We start from the raw sequence: 24,001 nt of genomic DNA, 5'->3' as shown, positions 1-24,001 counted from the left end.
GTCAGTGCAGACCGCTCAGCGTTCTTCGAGGGCCAGTTCCACCAGTCGGGTGACCAGGGCGCTGTAGCTGAGGCCCGCCGCCTCGAACAGCTTGGGGTACATGCTGGTCGTCGTGAAGCCCGGCATGGTGTTCACCTCGTTCAGCAGCAGTTCGCCGGTCTCCTCGACGTAGAAGAAGTCCACGCGGGCCAGTCCGGCGCAGTCCAGCGCGCGGAAGGCCCGCAGCGCCAGGGCACGCACCTGCTCGGCGACCTCGGCGCTCAGGGGCGCGGGGATGTGCATGGTCGCGCGGCCCTCGGTGTACTTCGTCTCGTAGTCGTAGAAGTCCGCCTCGAAGCGCAGTTCCCCGACCGGGCTGGCGATGGGCGCGTCGTTGCCCAGGATGCCGACCTCGACCTCGCGGGGCTTGTGGGCGGTCATGGCTTCCAGGATCACGCGGCGGTCCAGGCTGAACGCCAGGTTCAGCGCGCCGTCCAGGTCCTCGGCGCGGGCGACCTTGCTGATGCCCACGCTGGAGCCCAGGTTGGCGGGCTTCACGAACAGCGGGTAGCCCAGTGCAGCGGCGCGTTCACGCACGCTGTCGGGCTGCTGCTGCCACTCGCGGCGCACGGCCAGTGCCCACGCGACCTGCGGAATGCCCGCCGAGGCCAGCACCTGCTTGGTCATGACCTTGTCCATGCTGACCGCCGAACCCAGCACGCCGCTGCCCACGAAGGGAATCCCGGCCAGGGTCAGCAGGCCCTGCACGGTGCCGTCCTCGCCCATCGGGCCGTGCAGCAGCGGGAACACCGCGTCGTAGCCCTCGGCGCTGGCGGCGCGGTGCAGCACGAGGTCCCCGCCGGTCGCGGCCTCGCCGGATTCCAGGGCGCGCTGCGTCTCGGTGGGGGGCAGCCAGCGGCCCTGCTTGCTGATCACGACGGGCGTCACGTCGAACTGGTCGCGGGGCAGGGCATTCAGGACACTGCGGGCACTCATGAGGCTAACCTCGTGTTCACCGGACTGGCCGCCGGCCAGCAGGAGGATGCGCTTCTTCACGCGGCGCAGTATGCCACGCCTGCACGCCTACACACGATGCTCAACAGCCGCCCCTGCTCACGTACCGCCACATGAGGCTTACCCTCATGAGACGCGCTGTCCAGCCGGGCGGAACATGCATAAATATAGACAGGTGCGATTTCTCAGCACAGCCACGAAGTATCTCTGATGCCCGGCCGCGGTAACCGGACGAAAGTCACATCCGCCCGTCTATCCCTGCGCTATGATGCCGCCGATCAACCCCTAGACAGCCTCAGCAAGACGCCGCAACAGGCGCCCTTGCCTGCACTGTCAAAGTACCAACCTGGAGGATCAATGAAAAAAGTTGCTGCTCTCGCCACCCTGCTGACCCTCACCAGCGCCCTCGCGGCCGCGCCCAAGGACACCCTGGTCTACCAGTCCTCCTCCGACATCCCCACCCTGGACCCCGGCGTCACCTACGACACGGCCTCCGGCGGCGTCGTCGAAAACATCTACGAGACCCTGGTCAGCTACAGCGGCGCCAGCCTCAGCAAGCTCGAGCCCCTGCTGGCCACCAAGTGGACCATCAGCAACGGCGGCAAGACCTACACCTTCGACCTGCGTAAGGGCGTGAAGTTCCACAGCGGCAACGCCATGACCTGCGCCGACGCCGAGTACACCTTCGAGCGCAACCTGGTCACCAACAGCGCCGAGTCCGGCAACTGGTTCCTCGCCGAGAGCCTCCTGGGCACCGGCGCCAACGCCGACGACGACAAGACCATCACCTGGGCCCGCATCGACAAGGCCGTCGAGTGCAATGGCGCCGGCCAGCTGATCTTCAACCTGCCCGCCGTGGACCCCGCCTTCCTGGCCAAACTGGCCTTCTCCGGCCAGAGCGTCGTGGACAGCAAGCACGCCGCCGGCTTGGGCGAGTGGAACGGCAAGGAAGCCACCTGGAAGGACTGGGTCGGCAAGGACCTGACCAACAGCAAGCTGAGCCAGACCCCCAGCGGCACCGGCGCGTACAAGCTGGTCCGCAAGGACTCCAACACCCTGCTGGCCACCGCGTTCGACGGCTACTGGGGCAAGAAGCCCGCGATCAAGAACATCGTGATCCAGAAGGTCAGCGAACTCGCCGCCCGTCAGCAGGCCTTCCTGCGCGGCGACGCCGACCTGATCGACGGCGGTGGCCGCGCGGTCGACGAGACCCAGGTCAAGGGCAAGGCCGGCGTCGCCTGGATCGACAACCTGGAAAACACCCTCGCCAGCGCGTTCTTCATGAACCAGAACATCAAGAACCCCGCGCTGCTGGGCAGCGGCAAGCTGGACGGCAAGGGCATCCCCGCGACCTTCTTCAAGGACGCCAACGTGCGCCGCGCCTTCAGCTACGCCTTCGACTACCAGAAGTACATCACCGACGTGCAGAAGGGTAAGGGCAAGCAGCGCACCATGCTGCTCCCCGAGATCTTCGGCGGCTACGACGCCAAGGTCAGCAAGTACAGCTACGACAAGGCCAAGGCCGAGTCCTTCTTCAAGCGCGCCTACGGCGGCCAGTTGTGGAAGAACGGCTTCACCCTGACCGCCAACTACCGCCAGGGCAACGAGCCCGCGCAGAAGGCCATGGAAATCCTGAAGGCCAACGTCGAAGCGCTGAACCCCAAGTTCCGCATCAACATCCAGGCCAAGCAGTGGAGCGAGATGCTCAAGGACTCCAAGGACGGCAAGGAAGCCATGACCATCATGGGCTGGGCGCCTGACTACGCCGACCCCGACAACTTCATGTACACCTTCTACAGCAGCAACGGGTACTACAACCCCCGCCTGAACTGGAAGGACGCCCAGATCGACAAGTGGCTCGAGCAGGCCCGCAGCACGGTCAACAACACCGAGCGCAACCGCCTGTACAGCCTGGTCGGCAAGAAGGCCTTCGAGCAGGCCCCCTACATCCTGATGCCCGCCGGGATCGCGTACATCTTCATGCGCGACAACCTGGTCGGCGTGAGCGCCAGCAACTACAACCCCATGATCTCCTTCAGCGCCACCGGCACCTTCTGGAAGGAACTCAGCAAGAAGTAAGCCTTCTGAGCTGACGGCACAGGGCAGCCCCCCACACCGGGGCTGCCCTGGCCGTTGTCATGCGCCCCGCCCCCACGCCCGCCGACGCCGCAGCCCGACAGGTCAGCACCACCGGGGAATCCGGCGTCCCAGTCGTCAGAATCGGTTCTCCATCCCGGGACGCCAGGACCGTCACCTTTGCGTTGTCCGGCCCTTTTGAACTAGTCTAGAGAGCGGACTACAGCTCAGGCGTCACCTTCCAAACCAACGTTCGTTCTTCATCCCTTCGCTCCGACCGCCGGAGCCCAGCGCGGCTCCACACGCGGACAGTCACCCACCCCGAGGCTCTCATGCTCAATTTCATCGTGAAGCGACTCATCCAGATTCCTGTGGTGATGCTCGTGCTCTCCCTGATGATCGTCGGCCTGACCCAGCTGCTCACCCCCGAGCAGCGCGCTGCGCCGTACATCCGCAGCGAACAGATGGCCGCCCGCCTGGAACAGATCATCGAACAGCGCGGCCTGCGCGACCCCTTCCCCGTCCAGTACAGCCGCTGGCTGGGCAGCACCCTGCAGGGTGACCTGGGGTACTCCAAGGCCAGCAACCAGGACGTGATCGTCACGATCAAGGAGCGGCTGCCCCGCACGGTCGAACTGACCATCCTGACCGCCATCCCGATCCTGCTGATCAGCGTGTGGCTGGGCACCCTGAGCGCCCTGCACAAGGACAAGTTCATCGACCAGCTGCTGCGTGTGTTCGTGGTCCTGGGATACTCGCTGCCCAGCTTCGTGGTCGGCATCCTGCTGCTCGCCGTGTTCTACGCCTACCTGGGCTGGCTGCCCGGCTCGGGCCAGCTGAACGTCGTGAACACCTTCGCACTGGGCGACATCAAGACCTACACCGGCCTGCTGACCGTCGACGCCGCCCTGAACGGCCGCTGGGACATCGCCTGGGACGCCCTGCAGCACATGATCCTCCCGGCCCTGACGCTGGTGATCGTCCTGAGCGCCAACATCATCAAGGTCATGCGCAACAACATGCTCGAGGCGCTGACCAGCGACTACGTCCGCACCGCGCGCGCCAAGGGCCTGTCCGCCAGCGTCGTGAACCGCAAGCACGCCCGCCGCAACGCCCTGCTGAGCATCGTCACGCTGGGCGGCTTCCTGATCATCGGACTGCTGGGCGGCTCGCTGATCACCGAGACGATCTTCGCGTTCCCCGGCATCGGCCAGTGGGTCGTGCAGGCCGCCGTGGGCGTCGACCTGGCCGCCGTGCTGGGCTTCGCCATGCTGACCGCCGTGATCGTGGTCGTCGTGAGCACCATCGTCGACATCCTGTACGGCGTGATCGACCCGCGCGTGAGGTTCGACTGATGCCCCGCCCCACCCTGACCCGGAGGACCGCATGACCGTTGCCGCCACCAAACCCCAGGGACGCAGCCGCTTCCAGGAGTTCTGGACCAGCCCCGCCACCCGCAAGCTGCGCCGCAACCCGCTGGCCATCACGGGCCTGATCATCACCATCCTGTTCGGCCTGATCGCGCTGTTCGCGCCGCTGCTGGCCAAACCCAGCGGCAACTGCCTGCGCGACCTGAACATCACCGAGGCGAACGAGGTCTACAACCCCGCCGGAGGGGCGTTCTGGCGCGCCGTGTTCACCCCGCCCTCCAGCTGCTACCGCACCGAACGTCTGAGCTTCGCGCAGGAACCCAGCGCGCCCAGCGCCGCCGCGCCCTTCGGGACCGTGAACGGCTACAACATCTACTACGGCCTGATCTGGGGTACCCGCACCGCGCTGAAGATGGCGTTCATCATCGTGGCGATCACCCTGGCGCTCGGCGTGGTCATCGGCGCGATCAGCGGCTACTACGGCGGCTGGATCGACAACCTGATCCAGCGCTTCATCGACGTGCTGTTCTCGCTGCCGCCCCTGATCCTGACGGTCGTGATCCTGACGATCCTGCGCGCCCGCTTCCAGAGCGGCGGCGGGGACTACGACCCGACCCTGCCGATCATCGTGGCGTTCTGCGTGACCGGCTGGGCCGGGTACGCCCGCCTGATCCGCGGTGAGGTGCTCCGCACCCGCCAGCTGGAGTACGTGGACGCCGCCCGCAGCCTGGGCGCGCGCGACCCCCGCCTGATCCTGAAGCACGTGGTGCCCAACAGCGTCGCCGCCGTGTTCACCATCGCCGTGCTGGACCTGGCGACCGTGCCGCTGACTGTCGCGGGCCTGTCCTTCCTGGGCCTGGGCTTCGAGTCCGGTTCCGCCGAGTGGGGTCAGATGATCGACTTCGCCCGCGCGTGGCTGAAACCCGAGTACTGGTACGTGCTCGTGTACCCGGCGACGTTCATCGTGCTGTTCAGCCTCGCCTTCAACCTGTTCGGTGACGGCCTGCGCGACGCGCTGGACCCCAAGTCCCGCTGAACACACCAGAATCCGGCAGAACAACCCCCCGCAGACCAGAGCGGGGGGTTGTTCGTGCTGTGCAGCCGGGTCAGCGGGGACGGGTCAGGACGAACAGGACCAGTGCCAGCGTCCACAGCAGCGCCGCGAACAGGGGCGTGGACAGGAACGCGCAGCCCACCAGGAACGCGAGCCCCGGGGCCGTGGCGGCCTGCATCGCCCCGGCCAGGGCGCCCTGCGGGGCGGGCAGCGTCTCGTCACGGGCGGTGCGGCGCGACAGGTGCCACGCGACGCCCGCCAGCAGGAGGACCAGCAGCAGCACGCCGGCCTGCGTCGCCAGCCCATCGACCCGCAGGGGCTTGAGAATGGCCAGCAGCGCGCCCAGCGGCACGCCCGGAGCGGCCAGGGTCAGGAACGCGATCAGGTGAGCGCGGCGCGCGGCGCGTCGGTACCCGGCGGCGTCCCCGGCGCGCAGATCACGGGTCAGGGCCTCAAGCATGCGCAGTGATGAGCGTGACGGTCGCCGTCTGTCCGGCCACCTGCACCCCGGCGCCGTCCGCGAGTTCCTTGCGCAGGCGGGCCACGCTGCCGCTCCCGGCGTGCAGTCCGGCCTGACCGACGACCTTCCCGTCCGCCGTGATCTCCGCCCCGGCCTCCCAGGGTCCGGCGCCGGTCAGTCGCACGAGGTGGTAGCGGGCGTTCCCGCGGGCCTCCAGGCGGGCCATGATCTCCTGCCCCACGTAGCAGCCCTTGCGGTAACTGATCGACGGCAGGGGCCCCGTCAGGTCCAGGCCGACCTCCTGCGGGAGGGTGCCGGTCAGGGCGTCGCGCGTGATGTCCGGGATGCCCGCCTGCACGCGCGCGGCGTCCAGTTCAGCCAGGGCCACCTCGGTCCCCGGGAGTGCCGCCAGGACGGCGTCCCCGTGCCGGGCGAGGTAATGCAGGTCCACGCCCGCCGCGCCCGCGCGGTTCACTCGGCCCGCCAGTACCGTACTCCCGGCCAGGCTGAAGGTCTGCGCGTCCCCTCCGTCCGCCTGCCAGCCGCTGGGGACCGCGCCGGGCCACACGTGCACGGTCCGCAGCTCGTCGGTGACGTCCTGCACCTCCACCTGATCGAAGATGATGTACCGCCGCAGCCGCGCCGCCAGCGCCCCGGCCTGACCGGCGTCCAGATGCAGGTACACGTCCTGCTCGCGGCGGTACGCGCGGGCGAACTGCTCGATCTGCCCGCGCACGTTCAGGAACGCGCAGGGGACGAGCCCCGGCGTGGGCGCCGCGCGGAGGTTGTTCGTCATCTGACCATGCACGAAATCCACGCGGTCCGCGCCGGTCACGCGCAGGCTGCTGGAGGGAATCCGGGTCCACATGCCGCCCAGGGTACGGGATGCGGCGCGCCGCATGTGGAACGCGGATGACACGCGGGAGGGGACGGTGAGCGCTGAGGGACCTGATCTCTGGGTAAAAGCCGGGGCTGGTGCCCATGCCTGAGTCACCGATCAATGCTCAGAGCTCACAGCCCGGAGGTTCAGTCGCTGGCGAGGGCCAGTTCGCGCTGCCGGGCCTGCCGGGTCAGGTGCCAGCGGCTCAGATCGGCGGCGGCGTCGCGGACGATGGCGTTCGCGTGCGGCAGCGCGGCGCGGCGGCTCTGCATGTTGCGGGCCACGATGCCGGTCAGGTCGTCGAGGTTGTGCAGGTGCGCGCCGGGCACCCCGGCGATGTCGGGGTTCAGGATCCGCGGCACGCTGATGTCGATGAGGAACATCGGGCGGCCCGGACGCTGCCGCAGCGCGGCGTTCACGCCGTCGGCGCCCAGGACGTAGTGGGGCGCGCCGCTGGAGGCGATCAGGACGTCGGCCTCGGGCAGGACCTCCTCGAGGTAGTCGGCGGCGCAGGGGCGCCCCCCCAGTTTCTCGGCGAGCTGCCGGGCGCGTTCCACGGTGCGATTCACGACGATGACGTCCTCGACGCCCGCGGCGCGCAGGTGCGTGAGGGTCAGTTCGGCGGTCTCGCCCGCGCCGATGATCAGCGCGGTGCGGCCCGCGAGGCTGCCCAGGGCCGCCTGCGCGAGTTCCACGGCGGCGCTGGACACGCTGACGATCTTGTCGCTCATGCCGGTCTCGAAGCGGACGCGTTTCCCGGCGGCCAGGGCGCCCTGCGCGACCTTGTTCAGGGTGGTGCCGGTCAGGCCGCGTTCGCGGGCGTCCATCCAGGCGCGTTTGACCTGCCCCTGGATCTGCGTCTCGCCGATGACGAGGCTGTCCAGGCCCGCGGCGACGCGGTACAGGTGCGTGACGGCGGCCTCGCCGGTGTGGACGTACAGGTGCTCGCCGAGGTCCTGCGCCCAGGCGCCCCCGAAGGCGGCGCGGGGGTCGCCGCTGACGCCCGCCATGTACACCTCGGTGCGGTTGCAGGTGGCGAGCAGCATGACCTCCTGCGCATAGCCGCACAGGTGCGACAGCAGGGTGCCCTCGTGCCCGGCGCGCACCGCGGCGCGTTCGCGGACCTCGACGGGGGCGGTCTGGTGGTTCAGGCCGACGACCACGAAATCCAGCGCCTGCGGGGCGTGCGCGCCCGTGCGGGTCAGCAGGGCGTGCGCGGTGGGGCAGGCGAGCGTCACGCGAGCCCCACGAACTGGCGGATGTCGCGGCGCAGGGCGTCCAGGCTGGCGGCCCGCTCGGCTTCGGGCTGGGTCAGGGAGGCCTCGCGCCGGGCGGTCCAGCCGTCCAGGATGGCCTCGTCGGGCAGCAGGGCTGCGGCGCGTTCGGCAATCGCCTGGGCCAGCAGTGGGAGTTCCCGCCCACTGGTCACAGCGACCTGCACGCCCGAGCGCTGCGCCTGCGCGGGGAAACGCCAGTTGCCGTGGGTGGCGTCCCCGGCGTCGTTCACCAGGGAGCCCTGCGCGCGGGCGTCGCGGACGACGGCGCCGTTCACGTCGGCGGAGCCGGTGGCGGCGACGACCAGCGCCGCGCCGCTCAGGTCGCCCCGCCGGTAGTGACGGGTCAGGGCCGTCACGGGCAGCGCCGCGAGGTCCGGGTGCTGCTCGGGCGCGACGACCTGCACCTGCGCCCCGGCGTCCAGCAGGGTGCGGGTGCGGCGCAGCGCGACCTCTCCCCCGCCGACCACGACGACGCGCACGCCGCGAAGATCAAGGAAGGCAGGGAGGAAACTCACGTGGCGCAGCATAGCGCGCCGGGCGCGGGGCAGCCGTCCCCGACCGATCGGTAAGAAAGACGACTGGGACGCCATTCCAGCGCAGCACCGTCACTGGCTGCGGGACGCCGGAACGCCCGTGGGCCGCTCCTCCCCCGCCCCCGTCCGCAGGGCCGCCTCGGCCGCGTCGGCCAGGGCGTCCAGCGTCGGCACGGCCGCCACCGTCACGCGGGTGAAGCCTGCCTCGCGCGCCGCGTCGGCCGTCTGCTCGCCCATCGCCGCCACCCGGAAGTCCGTCCCGGCCAGGGCCGCCAGATGCCGCGCCGCGCTGCCGGACGCCAGGGTCACCACGGCCGCGCCGCGCAGGCGGTCCATGCTCAGGTCGTCGGGCCGGGCGGGTTCGGTGCGGTACAGTTCCGCCCGCCCGTACGGGAGGCCGCGCGCGGCCAGGGCGCGTTCCAGGTGATCCTCGGCCAGCTGCGAGGTGAGGTGCAGCAGCGTCCCGCCGTCCGGCGTGGCGGGAATCTGCGCGCCCAGGTGCCGCGCGCCCGCCACGCTGGGTACGAAGTCCGCGCGCAGGCCCCGTTCGGCCAGCGAGCGGGCCGTGCTGGGGCCCACCGCCGCCAGCCGCGTGCCCGCGAGGTGCCGGGCGTCCAGGCCCAGCGCGTCCAGGTGCTCGAACAGCGCCGCGACCGCCTGGTTGCTGGTCAGCAGCAGCCACGCCACCCCGCTCAGGTCGCGCAGGCGGGCGTGCAGCGCCTCCGGCTGCGAGGTCGGCGCGAAGCGGATCAGCGGGACTTCCAGCACGCTCGCACCCCGCGCGCGCAGCCGCTCGGACAGGTCGCTGGCGCCCACGCGGGTGCGGGTCACGGCGACCGTCTGCCCCGCCAGCGGCCCGCGCGCTCCGTGCGCCGCCTGGAACCACTGCAGCGGGTCGTGCAGGCGCACCACCTCGCCCACCACCGTCACCGCCGGGGCTTCTAGGCCAGCCTCGCGCACCCGCGCGGCGATGGTCGCCAGGGTGCCGGTCACGCTGCGCTGCTGCGGGGTGGTGCCCCACTGGATGGTCGCGGCGGGCGTCCCGGGCGCGCGGCCCGCCTCGATCAGCTCGGCGGCGATCTCGCCCAGGTTCCGCACGCCCATCAGCAGCACCAGCGTGTCCACGCCCGACAGCCGACCGTAGTGCGCCCCGCCACCCCGGGTGTTCCCGGTCAGGACCGCGAACGACTGCGCCAGATCGCGGTGCGTGACGGGAATCCCGGCGTAGGCGGGCACGGCCAGGGCGCTGCTCACGCCGGGCACCACCTCGAAGGGAATCCCGGCCAGCACGCACGCCTCGGCTTCCTCGCCGCCGCGACCGAACACGAACACGTCCCCGCCCTTCAGGCGCACCACGCGCCGCCCGCCGTCCCCCAGCGCTTTCTGCACCAGCAGGTCGTTGATCTGCTCCTGCCGGATGTACTCGGAAAAGCCCTTCTTGCCCACGTAGATCGTCTCGGCCTGCGGGGCGAAGCGCAGCAGGTCCGGGTTGGCGAGGTAGTCGAACAGCACCACCTCGGCCTGCTCCAGCGCCTCGCGGCCGCGCAGGGTCAGCAGTCCGGCGTCGCCGGGACCCGCGCCGACCAGGGACACGAACGCACGGGAGGAGGCAGGCGCAGTCATGCGCCCCAGGGTAACGGCTGACCCGCGCCATGACAGTTGACCCGTTTAATCCACTTCTATGCAGCGCCTCCGCTATCCGGTTCAGTCGGCGGCGGTCGCGTGCAGGTCCGGTAGGTCGAGGTGATGCGCGGACGTGTCGTGCAGGCCCGCGAAGCGCAGGTGCCGCTGGCAGATGAACCACATCTCGTCCCGGTCGTTCGGGAGGATGAAGTACGCGTCCGACGACTCGGACGGGTTGTACACGCCCAGCACGCGGTACGCGCGGCCCTCGCTGAAGCCGCTGGACAGGGGCATGGGTGCGCGCGGCCCATCGAGTTCCACGATGCGGACGAACAGGTGAGGGTGGAAGGCGATCATGACCCATCGTTCACCCGCCCCCCGCCCGGCAACGGGGCGATACGTCACAAGGTCAAGGCTGGCCTAAGGGACTCCCCCCGCCGCCCCCCGCAGCCGCTAGGCTGGCCCTCATGAACGACCCCATCCGGCAGCTCGCGCGGGCCGAGGCCACCGCCCACGGGCGGGGCGGCACCCGCGCCGAATTCGGCCCGCTGGTCGCCGCGCACCACGGTCCAGGCCTGCCGCTGAACAGCGCGTGGCATGACGGGAGCGCGCCGCTCACGGAGGCGGACCTGCTGGCCTTCGAGGCGTTCAGTGCCGCGCACGACACGCCCGCCACGCTGCACCTCCTCGCCCCCAGCGTGAACGACGCCCTGCCCCTCCTGACCGCGCGCGGGTACGCCCTGACGTACGTGCTGCACGCCTTCACGCACGACCTGCACGACCTCCCCCCGGCGCCCACCCTGGACGTGCGCCGCAGCGACGACCCGGACGGCTGGGCGGCCCTCTCCGCCCAGGGCTTCGGCCCGGGCAGCGAGGCCGTCATGCGGGTCGTGGCGCACCTGCCCGGCACGCAGCTGTATCAGGCGAACGTGGACGGGCAGGCTGCCGGGACCGCCGCGCTGAGCCTCACGGAGGGGGTCGCGGCGCTGTTCGGCACCTCCACCCTGCCCGGCCTCCGGGGCCTGGGCGCGCAGACCGCGCTGCTCGCCGCGCGCCTGCACGCCGCCCACGCGCAGGGCGCAGCGCTCGCCAGCGTGTTCGCCACGCCCGGCAGCGCCAGCGAACGCAACATCCGCCGCGCCGGATTCGGGTTGACCACCCTGCGCCTGACCTTCACCCGGGCCGGTTAGAGGACACCCACGCAGGTGCGCAGCTGCGCCAGCACCACGCGGTCCACCGGGCCCAGCCCGTCCGGCAGGGCGTCCAGCGGCCAGAAGCGCAATTCGAGGCCCTCCAGCCCGTCCGCGCGGGGCACGCCCTCCCAGCGGCGCACGACGTACGCGGCGGACACCTGATAGAACTCGTCCCCGTTCGGCAGGCGCACGAACGTGTCCGGCCCGCTGACCACCGTGACCAGGAGGGGGTCCAGCACGGTCAGACCGGTCTCCTCGTGCACCTCGCGCCGCAGGGTGTCCTCCAGGGACTCGCCGGGTTCACTCAGCCCGCCGGGTGTCCCCCAGCCGCCGGTGTCGCCGCGCCGTTGCAGCAGGACCTCCTGGCCGCGCAGGAGCAGCGCGCACGCGCCGGACAGGATCAGTGGCATCGGGCCGGTGCGGGCGCGCAGGTCGCGGATGTACGTCACGCGGTCCACGTCAGCGCGGCGTGGCCCAGGCGGGTCAGCGGCAGGTGCGGGAGGTCGGCGCGCGGGAAGAAGCGCAGGTCGGCGAGTTCATGCCCGTCGGGCTGCGGGGTGCCGTGCCAGCCGGTCACGCGGTACGCGGCGGTGTACGCGTAGAACTGGTCGCCGTTCGGGGCCTCGCTGAGCTGCGCGGGGCCGAGCAGGTCAATCAGGTGCGCGTCGGTGACGGTCAGGCGGCTCTCCTCGTGGACCTCGCGGCGCAGGGTGTCGGGCAGCGCCTCGCCCAGTTCGCTCAGGCCCGCGATGAGGCCCCAGCGGTCGGCGTTCACGCGCCGCGCGAGCAGCAGGTGCCCGTGCGGGTCGATGATGAGGGCCGCGACGCCGATCAGGTTGACGGGGCGCGGGCCGATCAGTGCGCGGAGGTCACGGACATAGCCTTCTCTACTCATGTGAGCATGTTACACATCCTACTGTTGATACGAGGCCGGATTTGAGCAGCGCACCGCGTCCCGCACCGCCGCGCACACCGCCTCCTGCACCAGGGCGCCCAGCAGCAACGGATCGGCCGCCGGGAGCGTCCCCGTGCTCACCATGAACGCACTGTCCCCATCCCAGAAGGTGTGGCTGGGGTGAATGACGCGCGCCAGGGCCGCCTGCGCCGCATCCGCCAGCCGCCGGCACTCCGCCTTGCTCAGGGCGTGCTCGGTGACGACCGCGACGAGCGTGGTGTTCTCCGCGTCGCCCGGCGTGAACACCGCCGCGCCCGGCCCGATACCCGGCCCGGCCAGCACGCCGCCCCGCTCGTCCAGCACGTCCCCGATGGGGTTCACGACCGCCAGCGCCCCCACCCGCACCCCATGCCGCTCCAGCAGCACGCTGCCCAGCCCGCCCGGCACGGCGCCCCGGCCCAGGTACTTCCCGGCGGTCGCCCCGGTGCCCGCCCCGACCAGACCACGCGGTACGGGGTCGCTGCTGGCCGCGCGGGCCGCCCGTTCCCCCTCGGCGTCGCCGGGGCGGACGTCCGCGCGGCCCACGCCCAGGTCGTAGATCACGGCAGCGGGCACGATCGGCACGCGCGCCCAGGGCGTCTCATGGCCCACGCCAAGTTCCTCCAGCACCCGCACCACGCCCGACGCCGCCGCGAGCCCGAAGGCACTGCCCCCCGTCAAAAGCAGCGCGTGAATGCGCTCCACCTTCTTCTCCGGGGCGAGCAGCACGCCCTCGCGCGTGCCGGGGCTGGGGCCGAGGAACGACGCGGACGCCACCGCGCCTGCCGGGGGCAGCAGGATCGCGGTGCAGCCCGTGCGGGCCTCGGCGTGCGTCCAGTGGCCCACGCGCACGCCAGGAATGCCGGTCAGGGTGAGGTTCGGGGTCATGCGGGCATTCCAGCACCTCGGCCCGCCGCCGCGCCACCCACGGCCGGGACACTCACGGCCGGGACACTCACGGCCGGACTCCTCACCACAGCGCGCGGCGCAGACGGCATCATCCGGGGCACACATGCAACGCGGTCCCCTGCTGCCGACCCTCGTCCTGTCAGCGTCCCTGCTCAGCCCGGGCGCGGAGGCCCTCACGATGACGTACCCGAACTCCACCACCACCATCCACGAGCAGCCCGGCGACTGGGCCGGCGGCGAGGGACGCGGCGCGGTCGCCACCCCCGCAGGCCTGAGCCTCGCGCCGGGCGCGACGAGCGGCACCTGGACGTCCGCGCCCCTGAGGGTGCCCGCCTTCGACGAACTGGTCCCCTCGTGGAACGCCGTCACGCCCGCGCGCGGCAGCGTCAGCGTGGAGGTCCGCGCGCAGAACGCCGGGGGCTGGACCCGCTGGTTCAGTTTCGGCACCTGGAGCGACGCCGGGGACCGCGCCAGCCTGGACGGGCAGAAGGACAGCGCCGGGCAGGTCCTGACCGACACGCTGCGCCTGACCGCCAAGTCCAGCGCCGTGCAGTACCGCGTGACGCTGCGCGGCGCCGGGACCGCCGTGCGGCTCGTGGCACTGAACACCAGTGACCGCGCCCGCCGCAGCGAGGCCCTGGGTGCCCCCGGCAATCGAGCCGCGTGGGGGAAGGAGGTCCGGGTGCCGCAGCGGTCCCAGATGCTCTACCCGGACGGCGGGGAGGTCTGGTGCAGCCCGACCAGCGTCTCGATGATCCTCGCCAAGCACGGCGTGAACGTCACGGTGCCCGACGCGGCGCGCGGCACCTTCGACCGGGAGTACGACGGCACCGGCAACTGGGCCTTCAACGCCGCGTACGCCGGGGCGCGCGGCATGCGCGCGGTCGTGCTGCGCCTGCCCAGCCTCGCCGCCGCCGAGACCTACACCGCGCAGGGCACCCCGCTGGCCGTCAGCCTGGGCTGGAAGGCCGGGGAACTGCCAGGGGCCGCCATCCCCAGTTCGGGCGGGCACCTGATGGTCCTGACCGGCTTCGACCCGCAGGGCAACCCGGTCCTGAACGACCCGGCCGCCCCGACCGACGCGGGCGTGCGCCGCACCTACCCGCGCGCCGCGTTCGAACGGCTGTGGCTGGGCCACTCCGGCGGCGTGGCGTACCTGATCACGCCCCGCTGAGCGCCGCCCCCCGCCCCCCTGACCGGGTGTGTACCTGAACGGGGGGGCGCTGCCCAGTTTGAGGTATTTTCCACAGCCAGGCGGGCGTACCTTGAAGGCATGAACACGTCTCGGGGGAGGAAGTTCAGCGGGTCCGAGCAGGGGGTGGCGCTCGTCGTCACGCTGCTGTTCACCGGAATCGTCCTGATGATCATCGTCATGACCAGCGCCACCCTGGTCACCGGCGCGCGCAGCGGCGGCGCAGAAGAACGCCGCGCGTACCTGGCGCTGCTGGCGGCCGAGAGCGGCCTGAACACCGTCATGGTGCGCGTCAACCGCCGCCTGACCACCACGCCCTACACCGGCAGCACCCAGACGGACCTGCAGACCTGGCTGGGCGGCCTGAACGGCGACCCCGAAGCGGCCCTGTTCCCCGCCACGCTGACCTTCACCCCGAACAGCGCCGACACCTTCACCGTCGAGTCGCGCGGCAGCGCCGCGGGCGCCGTCAAGATCGCGCTGCAGGACTTCACCCTGAAACCCGTCTACCTGTCCACCGGCATGCGGCTGCGCGCCGCCCTGACCTCCCTGCCGCGCATCAACGCCAACGGCAACGCGACCATCACCGGGCAGTCGAACCGCGGCCAGATCACCACCCTGGCCGGGACCGGCGTCAGCGCCGCACTGGGCAGCAGCGCCGTCACCGTGACCGTCACCGACGCCAGCGGCCTGACCCGGGGCGACTACGTGCAGATCCCCGCCGGGACCGCCGGGCAGCGCTTCCGGGTGGACGGCGTCAGCGGCACGCAACTGAGCCTGACCAGCGTGCCCGGCCCACTCGCGACTGCGCTGGTCGCCACCGCCGCGACCGGCGTGGACCTGATCCTGAACGCAGCCGCGCAGACGACCACCAGCGTCACCGATCCCCTCACGCAGCGCGTGTCGAACGCCGCGGATTTCATGCCCGGCGAGGTCGTCACCGTCGGCGGTTTCAAGGCGACCGTCACCGCGATCAGCAGCAGCGGCGGCAGCCCCGACGGCAGCCCCGACGGGCTGGTCCTGGACTGGCAGGCCGGGCAGCCCGCCACCATCACCGAGGGCACCGAGATCACCCGCGACCTGTCCGCCATGCGCAGCGCCAACGCCATCGAGGTGAAGGACACCACCAATGCCGTGGGGAGCTTCACCATGGACGGCAGCAACGACTGCCAGATCGTGGACAAGAAACTCGTGAACTGCGAGGGCGCCGCCGATCCGCTCCTCGCCAACGGCTCAGCGCTGGAAGCCGACAAGTTCTTCACGCAGCAGCTGCTGGGCATGACCGACGCGCAGCTGAACGAACTCGTGCCGCTGTCCTACCCGGACGCCAGCGGCAACTTCCCGCCGATGGTGAACGCCATCCGCCGCATCCGCGCGCAGGACTTCGACGCCCTGCTCAAGAACAGCACCTCCAGCGGCCTGCTCATCGTGGACGGCGACATCAACTCCAACGTGAACGGCAACACCACCTTCGACGGCTTCATCTACTTCCGCGGCAACCAGGGCGGGAAGTTCAACGGGAACCTCACCGTGAACGGCGCCATCGCCGTGCGCGGCGGCCCGATCGAGGGCATCACCACCGACGACGTCGTCACGGACATCACCGGCAGCCTCAAGATCAACTTCAGCGCCGTGAAACTCCGGCAGCTGCTGATGAACACGCGCGGCGGCCTGACCCTGAACGACACCCAGGGCACCTGGAGGCAGCGGTGAGACCCACCGGTTTCACGCTGCTGGAAGTGCTGATCGTCGTGGCGATCGTGGGCATCCTGGCCGCGCTGGGCCTGGGCAGCTACACCCGCTGGCGAGCCAGCAGCGCCGTCGGCGAGGGCACGCAGGTGTTCACGCAGGCCGTGAACGCCGCCCGCACCGGCGCCAAGCGCCTGAACACCTGCCAGGAGGTCCTGCTCACGGCCGCCAGCGCCAGCCCGTCCCTCACCGTCCGAGCGTACCCGGGCAGCACCTGCAGTGGCACGCCCACCGTCCGCACCCTGAACCTCCCGGCCGGCGTGCAGGCCAGCCTGCATACCGGCGCCAACAGCCTGTCGTTCCGCGCGCCGTACGGCTCCACGGACGCCGCCCCGGCCCAGTTCAAGGTCTTCTGGGCGGCCGACCCGGCCATCACGCGGCTCGTGCGGGTCACGGGCATCTTCGGGAAGGTGATCGTGAAATGAACCGCGCCACGCGCGAGGCGGGCCTGACCCTGATCGAGGTGCTGATCGCGCTGGCGATCTTCACGGTGCTGAGTATCGCCGTGCTGGGCGTCCTGCCCACCCTGTTCAAGGTGAACCGCAGCAACCAGAACGACCAGGCCGTCACGGTGGCCGCCAAGGCCTTCATGGAGTCCGTGCGGACCAGCTACAGCGCCCAGAGCACCTTCGACGCGGGCACGCTGCCCGCCGCGCCCGACACCAGCCTGATGGGCGGCCTGACCTGCACCACCAGCCAGACCAACCCGGTCCCGACCTGGGTAACCGCCAGCGGCAGCCCGATGCTGCGCCGCGTCACCCTGAGCTGCACCGGGACCGGCCAGCCGAACTACGCCTTCACGCTGGACTTCGGGCGCCCGACCGGCGCGGCAGGCGGGGCGGGCTCGTGAGGCGCGCCGCGCGCGAGTCGGGCCTGACCCTGATCGAGATCCTGCTGGCGCTGGGCATCATGGGCGTCGTGATGGTCCTGATCACCAACTGGCAGACCGGCACCCTGGACCTCACCACCCGCACGAACGCCACCGCGCGCGGCCTGACCGAACTGAACGACCTGACCGGCTACGTGGGCGACCGCGTCCGGGCGGCGCAGCGGGTCCGGGTGGCCACGTCGGGCTTCAGTGTGAACAGCGGCAGCGGGAACGCCTGCTCGGCGCTCTCCCCCTGTCTGGCGGTCGTGCTGCCCGAGACCAATCCCACGACCGGCGCCGTCACGAAGTACGTCCTGTTCGTGTACCGCATGGAACCCCGCTCGGCGGTCACGGCCGACAAGACCCCGGACGACTGGGCGGAAACCAACGTGCAGGTCCTGCGCGAGTACCGCAGCGGCGACTCGGGCACCACACCCGTGAACTGCGTGCCCGGCGCCGGTCAGACCTTCGAGACGGCCACGGGCGCGGGCTGCGCCGCCATGCAGGGCCTCGCGGGGCTGGCCTCGGTGGGCGGGTTCAATCCGTACCTCGTGGCGGATTACCTGACGCCGTCGGACAAACTGCCGGGCAGCGCCGCGCCGTTCGAGTGGAGCGCCGCGACCCGTTCGGTCACGCTGCGCGTCCAGTTCCGCCAGCAGGCGGGCGGCCGCGTGACGACCCTCCCCCCCACCCAGGCCTACGCCCTGAACGTCCAGGCACGCAACGCGCCGGTCGTGCCCTGACCGGCGACCGCGCCTGCACTCCGGCTGGGAGAATGACGGCATGCCCCTGCCCGCCCATCAGGCTCCCCTCGCCGATCACGTCGCCGCCGCCGCCCACCTGTCCCGCGACCCCGTCCTGGCCGGGGTGATCGCCCGGGTGGGTGACCTGCCGGTCCTGACGCCCACCGCCGATCCGTTCGGGACGCTGATCCGGAACGTGACGGGGCAGCAGCTGAGCGTGAAGGCCGCCGCGAGCATCCACGCCCGCGTGACCGCCACCCTGGGTGAGGTCACGGCGGACACGCTGCTGGCCGCCAGCGGCGACACCCTGCGCGGCGCGGGCCTGTCCTGGGCGAAGGTGCGGACCGTGCAGGCCATCGCGCAGGCCGCGAAGACCGGCGCGGTGGACTTCGCGCACCTGAGCGAGCAGGACGACGAGACCGTGATCGCCGAACTGCTGCCCCTGCCCGGCATCGGCCGCTGGACCGCCGAGATGTTCCTGATGTTCGCCCTGGCCCGCGCGGACGTGTTCAGCCTCGGGGACCTCGCGCTGCGCCAGGGCCTCGCGCGACTGCACCCGGACGCGCCCGGCGGCGAGATCCTGAGCCGCTGGGCCCCTTACCGCACGCTGGCCGCCCGCTACGTCTGGGCGGACAACGCCCGCGTGAAGGCCGGAGGGGAACCGGCGTGACCGGCGGATGGCGGATGGCGGATGGCGGATGGCGGATGGTCAACAGCGTGTTCGCGGCGACCCCGCCCAGGTCAAGCCGACACACAACCCACTCCCTACTGCCCCTTCTGCCACTCCTCGAAGGAAATCCGGTCGATGACGAACGTGTCGCGGGTGCGGGCGTACGTGCCGCGTCCGCCCATGCGGCCGATCAGGTCCAGCGCGCCGGTGTCCACGTGGTGCCGGTCGGCGTCCTGCACGGCGTCCGCGCGCAGGGTGAGGCCCAGCACCTCGCCCAGGATGATGCGGGTGCGGCCGATGAGGACGGTCTGCACCTCGCGGCATTCCAGCGCGGCGGGCGCGGCGGCCACGCGCGGCGCGGCGACCTTCACGCCCGGCGCGAGGGGAATGCCCAGCGCGTCCGGCTCCCCCTGCCCGTGCGGGAAGTCCGTGGCGGTGGCGTTCATGGTGACGGCCAGCGCCTCGCTGACGAGGTTCACGGTGAACTCGCCGCCCGCGCCGATATTCAGGGCGGTGTCCTTCGGGGTGCCGTCGGCGCGGTCGCCGGGCGCGAAGGCCACGACGGGCGGGTCGCTGCCCATCAGGCCGAAGAAGGAGTACGGCGCGAGGTTCACGTGCCCGCCCTCGCCCAGCGTGCTCACCCACGCGATCGGGCGGGGCGTGACGGTCGCCGTGAGCAGCTTGTACCGCGCCGCGCCGGGCAGCGCCGTCAGGTCGAAGTGCGTCACCGGGAGGGCGTCCGGTGCAGAAGCGGGAGGCGTCATGCGCGCAGCGTAGCGGTAGCATGGCCAGCATGACTGAGCCTCAGCCCACCTCGTACCGGGAGGCGTACGCCCGGCTGAGCCGCATCGCCGCCGAACTCGAATCCGGCGAGGCGGACCTGGACCGCGTCCTGCCGCTGCTGGAGGACGCCCGCGCCGCCTACGCCCAGTGCCGGGGGCGGATCGAGGCGGTGCGCGCCGTGCTGGCCGGAGACTGGGCCGACGACAGCGACGCAGACGAAACCGACACGGACGATGCGGAGTAAGTAGGAAGTGGGAAGTGGGGAGTGGATCGGAGGTCAGCCCCGACCCACTCCCCACTGCCTCCTCCACTCTTCCAGCGCCGCGACCGCCCGCGCGACCGGGGTGTCCCCGGCGACCACCTCGAAGGTCTGCCCCACGCTGCGTGGGTCGTTCAGGCAGGCGAGGACCACGGCCGCCACGTCGTCGCGGGCGATCATACCGCGCGGGGCGGGCATGCCGGCACTGACCAGGCCGGTGCCGGGGGCGTCGGTCAGGCCGCCGGGCCGCACGACCGTCCAGTCCAGCCCGCTGGCCTGCACGTGCGCGTCCGAGACGGCCTTGACGCGCAGCACGGCGGCCAGGAAGGGCGGCATCTGCTCGGGGCGGTCCACGCCCATGGAACTGACCACCACGAGGCGCGCGGGCCCGCCCGAGGCGCGGCGGCGGACGAGTTCGTCCGTCACGGCGATCAGGGCGTCCCCGTCGATGGCCTGGAAGTGGCCGCTGGCGCCCGCCCCGGCGGCCCACACGACCGCGTCGGCGCCGTCCAGCACGGCCGTCCAGTCGCCAGTCAGGTCGCCCTGGACGGGCTGCGCGCCGTGCAGTGCGAGCATGTCGGCCTGTTCGGACGTGCGGACCAGGGCGCGGACCTGATGTCCGGCGGCGGCGGCCTGCGCGGCCACGCGGCGGCCCACGCCACCGGCCGCTCCGATTACTGCGAGGTTCATGTCCCGCAGGGTGCGCCCGCCGGGGCGGCGGGACCGCGCGATCCGTCACGGTTTCACCCGCACCTCGCCAGAACGGGGAGGTCAGTTCGTGGATGCGGGCGTATCCTGCGGGCAATGAGTGACGCCGCTCACCCCGACACCCCCTCTGCCCCGCCCGCCCCCAGGGTCCAGACCGAACCCCCGGCCCCGCCCGTGATTCCGTGGGTGTACCGGCTGGTGGTGGAGACCACGTACCTGCCCGTCATCTTCAGCGGCATGCACCTGGAGGTGCACGGCCGGGAGCACATGCCGCCGCCCGGCACGCCGCTGGTCGTCGCGGCCAATCACGTGAGCGCCCTGGACCCGTTCCTGGTCGCGCGGGCGCTGCCGCCGGGCCGGTTCCTGCAGTTCATGGCGAAGAAGGAACTGTTCATCCCGGGCATCGGGGACATCATCCGCGCCGGGGGGTCCTTCCCGGTGGACCGCAGCGGGAACGACCTGGGCGCCGTGCGCACGTCGCTGCGCATCCTGAAGGCGAACGGCACGGTCGGGATCTTCCCGCAGGGCACGCGCGGCGGGCATGAAATGCAGGGCGGCGTGGCCCTGATCGCCGCGAAGGGCCGCGCGCCCATCCTGCCCGCCGGAGTCAGCCGCGACGGCAGGCGCTGGATCATCCGCTTCGGGGCGCCCATCCCGCCACGCGGCGGCATCAAGGCCATCACCGGGGAACTCGGCGAGGTGCTGTCCACGCTGGCCGTCCCCGTCGGGCAGCGGCTGTAGCGACCGGCGCTATACTCGCGGGTGACGGCTGCGGGGGGAAGTCCGGTGTGAGTCCGGCCCTGTCGCGCAACGGTAATCCTGGCTACGGCTGGGGAAGGCCGAGCACCTCCGCCGTTCGCGCCGCCCGGAGTGGGCGGGCGTGGCTTGACCCCTCGCGGACTGGGGGCACGCCGTGAGCGCCCCCAGTGTGGGGCCTGCCACGGACACTGTGTTTCCCGCCGCCGCCCCCAGCCGGGCGGCGCGTTTCGTTGCCGCAGGGAAGGAGTTTTCCATGAAAGGCATCCTGACCCTGATCACCCTGAGCGGCGCCCTGAGTGGCGCGGCCGCCGCGACCTCCTACCCGCTGACGATCACCGACGACCTGGGCCGCAAGGTGATCCTGAAGACCGAGCCGAAGCGGATCGTCAGCGTGCTGCCCAGCACCACCGAGACGGTGTGCGCGCTGGGCCTGTGCGACCGCCTGGTGGGCGTGGACGACTACAGCGACTTCCCGCAGCAGGTGACGAAACTGCCGAAGGTGGGTGGCCTGTACAACCCGAACATCGAGGCGATGGTGGCGCTGAAACCCGACGTGGTGCTCGTCAGCCAGTACGGGAAGCTGGCCGAGCCGCTGACGCAGGCGGGGATCACGGTGATCGCCGTGAATCCCGAGACGTACGACGAGGTGTTCAGCAAGACGCTGCTGCTCGGGAAGATCCTGAACCGCGAGGCGCAGGCCAGGGCCCTGGTCGGGAAGATCAAGGGCGACATCGCGCGCGTGGAGATCCTCACGAAGAACGCCGTGCGCAAACCCACGGCGTACTTCGAGATCGACCCCACCCCGTACTCGATCGGGCCGAACTCGTTCATGGGCGTGCTGCTCACCAAGGCGGGCGCGCGGAACATCATCCCGGCCAGCATGGGCGACTTCCCGAAGGTGGACCCGGAATTCATCGTGAAGGCCAACCCGCAGCTGATCCTCGGCGTGGACGCGAAGACGGCGGGCGCGCGTCCCGGCTGGAGCGGCATCAGCGCCCTGAAAACCGGGAAGGTCAAGGACATCCCGGCGGAGCTGAACACCATGCTGGGCCGCCCGGGGCCGCGCCTGGGACAGGCGCTGATGGGCCTGGCGAAACTGATTCACCCGGAACTGTTCAGGTAAATGCAGGCCGCCGCGCCCCGCCGGGGGCTGGGGGTGGGCCTGGGCACGCTGCTGCTCGCGGCGCTGCTGCTGGCCGCCGTGGTCCTGGGCACCGGGCTGGGCAGCGTGACGATCCCGCCCGGCCAGGTGCTGGGCGCGCTGTGGCGCGGCGTGACCCGGCAGGCGCTGGAGGGGAACGACGTGATCGTGTGGCAGATCCGCCTGCCGCGCGTGGTGATGGGGGCGCTGGTGGGCGCGAGCCTCAGCGTGTGCGGGGGCGCCTTCCAGGGCGTGTTCCGTAATCCGCTGGCGGACCCGTACCTGCTGGGCGTCGCCAGCGGCAGCGCGCTGGGCGCCACGGTCGCCATCGTGGCGGGGTGGCCCCGCGCGCTGATCCCGGTGTCGGCGCTGCTGACCGCGCTGGTCGCCGTGGCGTGCACGCTGTCCCTGGCGCGCGAGGGACGGCGTTTTCCCCCCACGCGGCTGATCCTGGCGGGCGTGGTGGTGGGCAGCGTCCTGAGTGCGGCGACGACCGCGCTGATCCTGCGCGGCGAGGACCGCGCGCGGCAGGTGCTGGCGTACACGCTGGGCGACCTGGGCTTCAGCGGCTGGCGGGACGTGCTGACCGTGCTGCCGTACGCGGCGCTGGGCTGCGGGGCGCTGCTGCTGCTGGCCCGCGCGCTGGACACCCTGCAACTGGGCGAACTGACCGCCCGCAGCCTGGGTGTCCCGGTCGAGCGGCTGCGGCTCATCGCGGTGATCGCCGCGAGCCTCGCCACGGCGGGCGCGGTGGCGTACGTGGGCGTGATCGGCTTCGTGGGACTCATCGTGCCGCACATGATCCGCCTCGCGTTCGGTCCCGGTCACCGCACGCTGCTGCCCCTCTCGGCGCTGCTGGGTGGGGCGCTGCTGGTCGGCGCGGACCTGCTGGCCCGCACCACGCCACTGTCGCAGGTGGGCATCGTGACGACCCTGCTGGGCGGCCCGTTCTTCCTGTGGCTGCTGCGCAAGGAACGCCATGACTGACCTGCTGCGTCACACGGCGCCATGCCAGCCGGAGGCGACCCCCCGGGACGCCCTGGTCGCGCGGGACGTGCATGTGCAGGCCGGGTCGTTCCCGGCGGTGCGCGGCGTGAGTGCCACGTTCCGGCCCGGCGTGTTCAGCGCCGTGATCGGCCCGAACGGCGCCGGCAAGAGCACGCTGCTGCGCGCCCTGCTGGGCCTGAATCCGGTCACGGGGGGCGAGGTGACCCTGGCCGGGCGGCCCCTGGGGGCCTGGAGCCGCGCGCAGCGGTCGCGGCAGCTGGCGTACCTCGCGCAGAGCGAGGGGCTGCCGGACGGGGCGCGCGTGCGGGACGTGGTGGCGCTGGGGCGCGGCGCGGGCGACTGGCGCTTCGGGCTGCTGCCCCGCACCCCCTGGACGCCCGCCGACGAGGCCGCCGTGGACGCCGCGCTGGACCGCACCGACACCCGCCGCTTCGAGGACCGCCGCGTGTCCGAACTCAGCGGCGGGGAGCGGCAGCGGGCAGCGCTGGCCCGCGCGCTGGCGGCCGAACCGCGCTTCCTGCTGCTGGACGAACCCACCAACCACCTCGACCTCGCGTACGCGCTGGACGTCGTGCGTTACCTGCGCTGCGAGGTCGCGGGCGGGCTGGGCGTCGTGGCGGTCCTGCACGACCTGAACCTCGCCGCGCGCGCCGACCACCTCGTGCTGCTGCATGGCGGGCGGGTGCAGGCCAGCGGCACCCCGCGCGAGGTACTGACGCCCGGGCACCTGCACGCCGCGTACGGGCTGCACGTCAACGTGGTGCAGCACGCAGACCGCCTGCTGGTCATCCCGCAGGATTGAGCAGCGCCCACACAGGG

General features: G+C 71.6%; 27 protein-coding genes. 15 read left to right on the top strand and 12 right to left on the bottom strand.

The features are described 5' to 3' along the window. Positions 1-15 precede the first annotated feature (15 nt). On the bottom strand, positions 16-1,035 hold the full coding sequence (locus DEIGR_RS03475; protein WP_058975314.1) for a D-alanine--D-alanine ligase family protein: 1,020 nt from the start codon (positions 1,033-1,035) through the stop codon (positions 16-18). A gap of 315 nt (positions 1,036-1,350) precedes the next feature. On the opposite strand from DEIGR_RS03475, the gene DEIGR_RS03470 reads away from it, so the two are divergent. The 3 genes from DEIGR_RS03470 to DEIGR_RS03460 all read left to right on the top strand — a co-directional run bounded on the left by DEIGR_RS03470 (position 1,351) and on the right by DEIGR_RS03460 (position 5,475). After that, complete coding sequence (locus DEIGR_RS03470; protein ID WP_058975312.1) at positions 1,351-3,072, top strand: ABC transporter substrate-binding protein; 1,722 nt, start codon at positions 1,351-1,353, stop codon at positions 3,070-3,072. A 329-nt stretch (positions 3,073-3,401) separates the two neighbouring features. Further along, positions 3,402-4,424: an ABC transporter permease gene (locus DEIGR_RS03465; RefSeq protein ID WP_058975310.1), complete on the top strand. Its 1,023-nt coding sequence runs from the start codon at positions 3,402-3,404 to the stop codon at positions 4,422-4,424. Positions 4,425-4,455: 31 nt separating this feature from the next. Next, positions 4,456-5,475 carry an ABC transporter permease gene (locus DEIGR_RS03460; RefSeq protein ID WP_058975305.1) on the top strand — a complete coding sequence of 340 codons (1,020 nt, stop codon included), beginning with the start codon at positions 4,456-4,458 and terminating at the stop codon, positions 5,473-5,475. Between the two features lie 70 nt (positions 5,476-5,545). On the opposite strand, the gene DEIGR_RS03455 is transcribed toward DEIGR_RS03460, so the two are convergent. From DEIGR_RS03455 to DEIGR_RS03430, 6 genes are all read right to left on the bottom strand, one after another. Further along, entirely contained in the window at positions 5,546-5,953 is a 408-nt protein-coding gene (locus tag DEIGR_RS03455) for a hypothetical protein (protein WP_058975303.1), read from the bottom strand. Continuing rightward, positions 5,946-6,854 (bottom strand): YgfZ/GcvT domain-containing protein, encoded by a 909-nt coding sequence (ygfZ, locus tag DEIGR_RS03450; protein WP_456151373.1) that lies wholly within the window; start codon positions 6,852-6,854, stop codon positions 5,946-5,948. The genes DEIGR_RS03455 and ygfZ overlap by 8 nt, the downstream gene beginning before the upstream one ends. Positions 6,855-6,979: 125 nt before the next feature. Beyond that, on the bottom strand, positions 6,980-8,071 hold the full coding sequence (gene hemA / locus DEIGR_RS03445; protein ID WP_058975299.1) for a glutamyl-tRNA reductase: 1,092 nt from the start codon (positions 8,069-8,071) through the stop codon (positions 6,980-6,982). Next, complete coding sequence (locus DEIGR_RS03440) at positions 8,068-8,625, bottom strand: precorrin-2 dehydrogenase/sirohydrochlorin ferrochelatase family protein (RefSeq protein WP_236704645.1); 558 nt, start codon at positions 8,623-8,625, stop codon at positions 8,068-8,070. Before DEIGR_RS03440 ends, hemA begins: the two co-directional genes overlap by 4 nt. Positions 8,626-8,715: 90 nt before the next feature. Continuing rightward, positions 8,716-10,266, bottom strand: a complete 1,551-nt coding sequence (gene cobA, locus DEIGR_RS03435) for a uroporphyrinogen-III C-methyltransferase (protein WP_058975295.1) — start codon at positions 10,264-10,266, stop codon at positions 8,716-8,718. Between the two features lie 81 nt (positions 10,267-10,347). Next, positions 10,348-10,623, bottom strand: coding sequence for a hypothetical protein (locus DEIGR_RS03430; RefSeq protein WP_058975294.1), 276 nt, complete (start codon positions 10,621-10,623; stop codon positions 10,348-10,350). A gap of 110 nt (positions 10,624-10,733) precedes the next feature. Here DEIGR_RS03430 and DEIGR_RS21125 point away from each other — a divergent pair, with 110 nt between their 5' ends. Beyond that, the gene (locus tag DEIGR_RS21125) at positions 10,734-11,456 is read left to right on the top strand and encodes an N-acetyltransferase (RefSeq protein WP_083523913.1); all 723 of its coding nucleotides are present in this window, start codon (positions 10,734-10,736) and stop codon (positions 11,454-11,456) included. Here the strand turns inward: DEIGR_RS21125 and DEIGR_RS03420 are convergent. From DEIGR_RS03420 to DEIGR_RS03410, 3 genes are read right to left on the bottom strand one after another with little or no spacing between them, the layout of a single operon-like run. Further along, positions 11,453-11,908 (bottom strand): NUDIX hydrolase, encoded by a 456-nt coding sequence (locus DEIGR_RS03420; RefSeq protein WP_236704644.1) that lies wholly within the window; start codon positions 11,906-11,908, stop codon positions 11,453-11,455. The genes DEIGR_RS21125 and DEIGR_RS03420 overlap by 4 nt on opposite strands. Beyond that, the gene (locus DEIGR_RS03415) at positions 11,905-12,354 is read right to left on the bottom strand and encodes an NUDIX domain-containing protein (RefSeq protein ID WP_058975292.1); all 450 of its coding nucleotides are present in this window, start codon (positions 12,352-12,354) and stop codon (positions 11,905-11,907) included. The genes DEIGR_RS03420 and DEIGR_RS03415 overlap by 4 nt, the downstream gene beginning before the upstream one ends. An 18-nt stretch (positions 12,355-12,372) precedes the next feature. After that, a complete protein-coding gene (locus tag DEIGR_RS03410; protein WP_058975290.1) occupies positions 12,373-13,281 on the bottom strand; it encodes a P1 family peptidase in 909 nt (302 codons plus the stop codon). Positions 13,282-13,405: 124 nt separating this feature from the next. On the opposite strand from DEIGR_RS03410, the gene DEIGR_RS03405 reads away from it, so the two are divergent. The 6 genes from DEIGR_RS03405 to DEIGR_RS03380 all read left to right on the top strand — a co-directional run bounded on the left by DEIGR_RS03405 (position 13,406) and on the right by DEIGR_RS03380 (position 18,524). Then, positions 13,406-14,476 carry a peptidase C39 family protein gene (locus DEIGR_RS03405; RefSeq protein ID WP_058975288.1) on the top strand — a complete coding sequence of 357 codons (1,071 nt, stop codon included), beginning with the start codon at positions 13,406-13,408 and terminating at the stop codon, positions 14,474-14,476. A 99-nt stretch (positions 14,477-14,575) separates the two neighbouring features. Then, entirely contained in the window at positions 14,576-16,207 is a 1,632-nt protein-coding gene (locus DEIGR_RS03400) for a pilus assembly PilX family protein (protein ID WP_058975286.1), read from the top strand. Next, positions 16,204-16,668, top strand: coding sequence for a pilus assembly FimT family protein (locus DEIGR_RS20770; protein WP_058975284.1), 465 nt, complete (start codon positions 16,204-16,206; stop codon positions 16,666-16,668). The genes DEIGR_RS03400 and DEIGR_RS20770 overlap by 4 nt, the downstream gene beginning before the upstream one ends. Then, positions 16,665-17,093 carry a type II secretion system protein gene (locus tag DEIGR_RS03390; protein ID WP_058975282.1) on the top strand — a complete coding sequence of 143 codons (429 nt, stop codon included), beginning with the start codon at positions 16,665-16,667 and terminating at the stop codon, positions 17,091-17,093. The genes DEIGR_RS20770 and DEIGR_RS03390 overlap by 4 nt, the downstream gene beginning before the upstream one ends. Further along, on the top strand, positions 17,090-17,854 hold the full coding sequence (locus DEIGR_RS03385) for a PulJ/GspJ family protein (RefSeq protein WP_058975280.1): 765 nt from the start codon (positions 17,090-17,092) through the stop codon (positions 17,852-17,854). Before DEIGR_RS03390 ends, DEIGR_RS03385 begins: the two co-directional genes overlap by 4 nt. Before the next feature lie 40 nt (positions 17,855-17,894). After that, the gene (locus DEIGR_RS03380) at positions 17,895-18,524 is read left to right on the top strand and encodes a DNA-3-methyladenine glycosylase family protein (protein ID WP_058975278.1); all 630 of its coding nucleotides are present in this window, start codon (positions 17,895-17,897) and stop codon (positions 18,522-18,524) included. Between the two features lie 95 nt (positions 18,525-18,619). On the opposite strand, the gene DEIGR_RS03375 is transcribed toward DEIGR_RS03380, so the two are convergent. Next, entirely contained in the window at positions 18,620-19,288 is a 669-nt protein-coding gene (locus DEIGR_RS03375; RefSeq protein ID WP_058975276.1) for a flavin reductase family protein, read from the bottom strand. Between the two features lie 29 nt (positions 19,289-19,317). Between DEIGR_RS03375 and xseB the strand changes: the two genes are divergently transcribed. Then, on the top strand, positions 19,318-19,551 hold the full coding sequence (gene xseB, locus DEIGR_RS03370; RefSeq protein ID WP_058975274.1) for an exodeoxyribonuclease VII small subunit: 234 nt from the start codon (positions 19,318-19,320) through the stop codon (positions 19,549-19,551). 33 nt (positions 19,552-19,584) lie between these two features. Here xseB and DEIGR_RS03365 read toward each other — a convergent pair whose 3' ends face one another. Next, positions 19,585-20,256, bottom strand: coding sequence for an NAD(P)H-binding protein (locus DEIGR_RS03365; protein ID WP_058975271.1), 672 nt, complete (start codon positions 20,254-20,256; stop codon positions 19,585-19,587). A gap of 114 nt (positions 20,257-20,370) precedes the next feature. On the opposite strand from DEIGR_RS03365, the gene DEIGR_RS03360 reads away from it, so the two are divergent. From DEIGR_RS03360 to DEIGR_RS03345, 4 genes are all read left to right on the top strand, one after another. Then, entirely contained in the window at positions 20,371-21,015 is a 645-nt protein-coding gene (locus DEIGR_RS03360) for a lysophospholipid acyltransferase family protein (protein WP_058975269.1), read from the top strand. A 271-nt stretch (positions 21,016-21,286) separates the two neighbouring features. Continuing rightward, positions 21,287-22,156, top strand: coding sequence for an ABC transporter substrate-binding protein (locus DEIGR_RS03355; protein ID WP_058975267.1), 870 nt, complete (start codon positions 21,287-21,289; stop codon positions 22,154-22,156). Continuing rightward, complete coding sequence (locus DEIGR_RS03350) at positions 22,157-23,161, top strand: FecCD family ABC transporter permease (protein WP_058975266.1); 1,005 nt, start codon at positions 22,157-22,159, stop codon at positions 23,159-23,161. After that, positions 23,154-23,984 carry an ABC transporter ATP-binding protein gene (locus tag DEIGR_RS03345; protein ID WP_058975263.1) on the top strand — a complete coding sequence of 277 codons (831 nt, stop codon included), beginning with the start codon at positions 23,154-23,156 and terminating at the stop codon, positions 23,982-23,984. The genes DEIGR_RS03350 and DEIGR_RS03345 overlap by 8 nt, the downstream gene beginning before the upstream one ends. Positions 23,985-24,001: the final 17 nt, after the last annotated feature.

Origin of the sequence: Deinococcus grandis, assembly GCF_001485435.1 — a bacterium.
GTDB lineage: Bacteria > Deinococcota > Deinococci > Deinococcales > Deinococcaceae > Deinococcus > Deinococcus grandis.
This window is presented reverse-complemented; position numbering and strand designations above follow the sequence as displayed.

Excerpts from the sequence above, each read along its gene's own strand:
- DEIGR_RS03470 (WP_058975312.1), top strand. The coding sequence starts at position 1,351 with ATGAAAAAAGTTGCTGCTCTCGCCACCCTGCTGACCCTCACCAGCGCC.
- DEIGR_RS03465 (WP_058975310.1), top strand. The coding sequence starts at position 3,402 with ATGCTCAATTTCATCGTGAAGCGACTCATCCAGATTCCTGTGGTGATG.
- DEIGR_RS03460 (WP_058975305.1), top strand. The coding sequence starts at position 4,456 with ATGACCGTTGCCGCCACCAAACCCCAGGGACGCAGCCGCTTCCAGGAG.
- DEIGR_RS03455 (WP_058975303.1), bottom strand. The coding sequence starts at position 5,953 with ATGCTTGAGGCCCTGACCCGTGATCTGCGCGCCGGGGACGCCGCCGGG.
- ygfZ (WP_456151373.1), bottom strand. The coding sequence starts at position 6,854 with ATGCGGCGCGCCGCATCCCGTACCCTGGGCGGCATGTGGACCCGGATT.
- cobA (WP_058975295.1), bottom strand. The coding sequence starts at position 10,266 with ATGACTGCGCCTGCCTCCTCCCGTGCGTTCGTGTCCCTGGTCGGCGCG.
- DEIGR_RS03430 (WP_058975294.1), bottom strand. The coding sequence starts at position 10,623 with ATGATCGCCTTCCACCCTCACCTGTTCGTCCGCATCGTGGAACTCGAT.
- DEIGR_RS21125 (WP_083523913.1), top strand. The coding sequence starts at position 10,734 with ATGAACGACCCCATCCGGCAGCTCGCGCGGGCCGAGGCCACCGCCCAC.
- DEIGR_RS03415 (WP_058975292.1), bottom strand. The coding sequence starts at position 12,354 with ATGAGTAGAGAAGGCTATGTCCGTGACCTCCGCGCACTGATCGGCCCG.
- DEIGR_RS03410 (WP_058975290.1), bottom strand. The coding sequence starts at position 13,281 with ATGACCCCGAACCTCACCCTGACCGGCATTCCTGGCGTGCGCGTGGGC.
- DEIGR_RS03405 (WP_058975288.1), top strand. The coding sequence starts at position 13,406 with ATGCAACGCGGTCCCCTGCTGCCGACCCTCGTCCTGTCAGCGTCCCTG.
- DEIGR_RS03400 (WP_058975286.1), top strand. The coding sequence starts at position 14,576 with ATGAACACGTCTCGGGGGAGGAAGTTCAGCGGGTCCGAGCAGGGGGTG.
- DEIGR_RS03390 (WP_058975282.1), top strand. The coding sequence starts at position 16,665 with ATGAACCGCGCCACGCGCGAGGCGGGCCTGACCCTGATCGAGGTGCTG.
- DEIGR_RS03380 (WP_058975278.1), top strand. The coding sequence starts at position 17,895 with ATGCCCCTGCCCGCCCATCAGGCTCCCCTCGCCGATCACGTCGCCGCC.
- DEIGR_RS03375 (WP_058975276.1), bottom strand. The coding sequence starts at position 19,288 with ATGACGCCTCCCGCTTCTGCACCGGACGCCCTCCCGGTGACGCACTTC.
- xseB (WP_058975274.1), top strand. The coding sequence starts at position 19,318 with ATGACTGAGCCTCAGCCCACCTCGTACCGGGAGGCGTACGCCCGGCTG.
- DEIGR_RS03365 (WP_058975271.1), bottom strand. The coding sequence starts at position 20,256 with ATGAACCTCGCAGTAATCGGAGCGGCCGGTGGCGTGGGCCGCCGCGTG.
- DEIGR_RS03360 (WP_058975269.1), top strand. The coding sequence starts at position 20,371 with ATGAGTGACGCCGCTCACCCCGACACCCCCTCTGCCCCGCCCGCCCCC.
- DEIGR_RS03355 (WP_058975267.1), top strand. The coding sequence starts at position 21,287 with ATGAAAGGCATCCTGACCCTGATCACCCTGAGCGGCGCCCTGAGTGGC.
- DEIGR_RS03350 (WP_058975266.1), top strand. The coding sequence starts at position 22,157 with ATGCAGGCCGCCGCGCCCCGCCGGGGGCTGGGGGTGGGCCTGGGCACG.
- DEIGR_RS03345 (WP_058975263.1), top strand. The coding sequence starts at position 23,154 with ATGACTGACCTGCTGCGTCACACGGCGCCATGCCAGCCGGAGGCGACC.